The following is a 4,233-nucleotide window of genomic DNA, read 5'->3' as shown; positions in this document are numbered from 1 at the left end:
AAGGCAATTCCGAAAGGATATCTATGCTATTTAAGTTTTACCGGACAGCAATAAATTTTTACAATGCTAGCCGGCTGAGAATCTTTTCAAGAAACAAAATTACTATTTCTTTAACGTTCGTACAATAGGAGCGTTTTCTATTTTAGTAAAAAAACAAAAATATAACTTAAACTTCGGTGAAAAAATAAAAGAATGATGGAAAGAAAGAATCGGTTGTGAAATGGGCGACCATCATTCGTGGTGGTATAAAATGAGTAGAAGCCTACTCTAAAAGAGCAGACTTCTATGTTTGTTTGGAATAAGTTGTTTTGGTTTTAAGCCTCGACATTAGTCTTGGCGGCGTAAGCTTCTGGTGATAAAACAGAAACGGTACTCTTGTTGAATTTACCCTTGTGGAAGTAAACAACACCATCTGTCAAAGCATACAGAGTATCATCTTTGCCCTGAGCTACATTTTCACCGGGGAAGTGCTTGTTACCACGCTGGCGAACGATAATATTGCCGGCTACGATCTTCTGACCACCCCAAATCTTAACGCCTAATCTTTGTGAAGCTGATTCACGGCCGTTCTTAGAACTACCTACACCTTTTTTATGTGCCATTCTTTGTTCCTCCTACGTTTTAAGCGATTACTGATTTTACTGTTACTTCTGTGAACTGCTGACGATGACCATTCTTTTTGCGATAGTCCTTGCGACGCTTCATCTTGAAAACGATGATCTTGTCGCCCTTAACAAGCGGGTTCACAACTTCAACTACTACTTTCGCGCCACTTACAGTAGGTGCGCCAACTGTGACAGCTCCTTCGTTATCTACAAGAAGAACCTTGTCAAATTCAACAGTCTTGCCTGCCTCTGCGTCTTTGAGACGGTTTACGAAGAGTTTCTTGCCTTCTTCGACTTTAAACTGCTGACCGTTAATTTCTACGATTGCGTACATTATATTATTTATAAACGGTTTTTTCCGCAAGGCGTTTGACATTTGGCCAACACTTCACTGAGCCTTAACGAACTAAATCGGCCGCAAATTTACAAAAATTAAATAGTAATTCCCTTATTACATACGCAACAAGGTTTTAGAATTATGGATAATTAACGAATATACACGCCCGTTTGTGCTATTTTTAACTTATATAGCGCACGCTCTATAATATACCTTTAGTTGAGGGAAGGTTGTAATGATAAATATCCCGACGCACAGCCATTTTGAGAGCTCGTGCCAAAGCCTTGAATATTCCTTCTATTTTATGATGCTCGTTTGTGCCTTCTGCTTTGACGTTCAGATTCATCTTGGCGGCGTCACTAAGGCTTTTGAAGAAGTGGAAAAACATTTCAGTGGGCATTCCACCTATCTTCTCCCGACTAAAATCGGCGTCCCAAACGAGCCATGGCCGACCTCCGAAATCAAGAGCTATCCGGCATAGACAATCGTCCATAGGCAAGCAATATCCATAACGTTCAATGCCACGTTTATCTCCCAAAGCTTTCCGGATACAGTACCCTAATGCTAAAGCCGTATCTTCAATTGTATGGTGTTCATCCACATTTAAATCACCATGTGTACGAATCGTTAGGTCCATCATTCCGTGTTTACCTATTTGTTCAAGCATGTGGTCAAAAAATCCTATGCCTGTCGCGATATCACACAGCCCCGTACCATCCAGGTTTACTTTGACGTAAATGTCTGTTTCCCGGGTCGCACGGCTGTATTCCGCAATTCTCTCTCCGGCAAACAACAGTTCTGCGATTTTATCCCAATCAAGTCCGTCTTGCCCGAGAATCAGTGCTTTGCAACCCATATTAGCCGCAAACTGCACGTCGGTTTGTCTGTCGCCAATAACAAAGCTGTTCGCGATGTCATAGTCGGGATTGTCCAAATACTTCCGTACCATACCTGTTCCCGGTTTACGATTAGGAGAATGGTCTTTGGGAAAATGGCAATCTATCAATTGATCATCAAATAAAATACCCTCACCACGAAGAGTTTGTATGATAAAATGATGAATGGGCCAAAAGGTTTCTTCTGGAAAAGAAGCCGTCCCTAAGCCATCTTGGTTGGAAACCAAAACGAATTTGAAATCAAGTCGCTCCTTAATAAACCGCAGATTCTTAAAGACTCCGGGCATAAAGCATAGTTTCTCAAACGAATCAATTTGCTCATCTTCCGGTTCAGTAATGATCGTTCCGTCACGATCTATGAATAGTAGCCTTTGCTTTTTCATCTACTCTCTTCTTGATTGACAGATAAACAAAATACATGGTGTAGTAGCAGAAACCTAAGACATATTGCCCAATAAAGAATAGTACCGCCAACGTAGGATACAACAGGAAAGGAAAGTTATGGGGTAAACTATTTGGGTCTCCCATTGCCAGTCCTTTCTCATGAATCAGGTACTCTAAAATAAGAATTAACCCCGGCATTAAAACAATCACTAACACAACCGAACAAATTAGAATAAGTACGAATAGTGTCAAAGCAATAAAACCTTTATGCTTAAAACCTTCTACATATAATTGTCTAAAAATGCTGCCAACCGGTAGCTCTTTCTCATGAATATACCTCATCATGGAATAGCAGAAAGGTAGCAGCCATATAATATAAAGTAGAACAAATAATAGTTTTACGATCTCAAAAGCGGTCTGGCTGATCACGGAATGGGTATCAATTATTTTCCAGAGTCCCATCAGAAGCATATTCCCACACAAAAGTACCAACTGCAAAACTATTGTAATGAGCAAACAAGATAGGAGGCTGCGCTTAAATATAATGGCGTAGTTTCCGGTTACGCAGCCTAACAGCCTGCTGAAATACCATATCGACGACAATGCGGAAAACAGTATTGCAAAGGTAAAACTTCCTAAAGCCACCATAGGATGGGCAGTAGCTATTTGATGTAGGCTTTCGCTTGGTAAAAGTAAGTAAATGTAAAAACCGGTTGCTATGGCTGAAACGATTGCGGCCACGTATGACTGGCGCAAGACCTCTGTCTTATTGCGCAGCATGTATGAGAATGCGGAACTGACGCAACCTTTCACCCCTTTATTTGAAAATTCCAAGTTCATGTCATGTAATATTAAAAGATTTATGTTTTACGGAACATGTATTTATTTCTTTAAGCGTCTGCGAAATTCTGCACATGTCACTGCTGTTGCGATTGCAACATTTAGACTTTCCGCGGTTACTTGGTCAGGCGCGTAATTAGGAATATAAAGTTTTTGATTAACAAACGGCATTATTTCATCGGAAATACCGTTTCCCTCATTACCCATGATAATGATACCATTATTTGAAAGCTCTGATTCATAAATATTTGTACCATCCAAAAAAGTCCCATATACAGGCGTTGCCCCATCTGAGCGCGTAAAGAGTTGTGCCAAATCGGTATAAATGGTTTGTACACGCGCAATACTTCCCATGGTGGCTTGAACGGTTTTAGGATTATAGACATCGGCTGTATGAAGGCTGCAAAACACGGTATGAATACCAAACCAGTCCGCAATTCTGATAATGGTTCCTAAATTACCCGGATCTTGAACACCGTCAAGCGCCAATACAAGTCCCGATGTTGCTTTTTGAATGATATCCTGCTCCGAATAATCCGGTATAGAAAATATACCCAACACTTCTTGCGGATGTTGCAGAAAACTAATCTTTTTCAACTCTTCAGGGGTTATGGCGATGACTTCTATAGGATTGGAATTTCCGGAAGTCTCTGTCACATGATTTAATAGCGGTTCGTTCCTGTCAAGCCATCCTTGTTCGCCGGCAATCAATTGAGGTTTAAGCACCTTGAGTAATTCTTCACTGATCTTAGGGCCTTCGGCTACAAAACACCCTGTCTTGTGTCGGAACTTCTTCTGTTCAAGTGATTTTATAAACTTAATTTTCGCTTTACTAATCATGAGATAACAGCCTATTTGCGTTGTAAAAAATTACCGCATTTAACCGCGTACAACGATATTCTTTCACAAAGATACAATAAATTGCTACATGGTAAAGTTGGCGATACACTAAATAATATTAATTCATTTATATGCGGGTTAAATAGGAATTCTTATAATTCATTTGTTTTTAAATAGAATTATAGTATTATGTTTATTCTGTAATTTCGATGAATAGGATTATTGGCTCAGTAGAAAATTAGTGGGGACAGGTTTACAAGTATCGATGATATCTAATGTGCCCTGAATTATCTTTACATATACCATCAAAAAAGTGGCATTATTCTGAAAA

The 4,233-nt window shown here is 39.7% G+C and carries 5 protein-coding genes; all 5 read right to left on the bottom strand.

The window, feature by feature from the left end:
* Window positions 1-314: 314 nt before the first annotated feature.
* Window positions 315-602: a 50S ribosomal protein L27 gene (gene rpmA / locus JHU38_RS12075; protein ID WP_107580757.1), complete on the bottom strand. Its 288-nt coding sequence runs from the start codon at window positions 600-602 to the stop codon at window positions 315-317.
* 19 nt (window positions 603-621) lie between these two features.
* Window positions 622-939: a 50S ribosomal protein L21 gene (rplU, locus tag JHU38_RS12070; RefSeq protein WP_107580758.1), complete on the bottom strand. Its 318-nt coding sequence runs from the start codon at window positions 937-939 to the stop codon at window positions 622-624.
* Between the two features lie 205 nt (window positions 940-1,144).
* Entirely contained in the window at window positions 1,145-2,221 is a 1,077-nt protein-coding gene (gene hisB / locus JHU38_RS12065) for a bifunctional histidinol-phosphatase/imidazoleglycerol-phosphate dehydratase HisB (protein WP_107580759.1), read from the bottom strand.
* On the bottom strand, window positions 2,187-3,056 hold the full coding sequence (locus tag JHU38_RS12060) for a hypothetical protein (RefSeq protein WP_207859401.1): 870 nt from the start codon (window positions 3,054-3,056) through the stop codon (window positions 2,187-2,189). Before JHU38_RS12060 ends, hisB begins: the two co-directional genes overlap by 35 nt.
* Window positions 3,057-3,104: 48 nt before the next feature.
* On the bottom strand, window positions 3,105-3,902 hold the full coding sequence (locus JHU38_RS12055) for a TrmH family RNA methyltransferase (RefSeq protein ID WP_107580761.1): 798 nt from the start codon (window positions 3,900-3,902) through the stop codon (window positions 3,105-3,107).
* Between the last annotated feature and the right edge of the window lie 331 nt (window positions 3,903-4,233).

The organism is Prevotella illustrans (assembly GCF_017426725.1).
GTDB lineage: Bacteria > Bacteroidota > Bacteroidia > Bacteroidales > Bacteroidaceae > Prevotella > Prevotella illustrans.
Note: the sequence above shows the minus strand (reverse complement) of the source record. Positions and strands in the feature narration are given on the sequence as shown.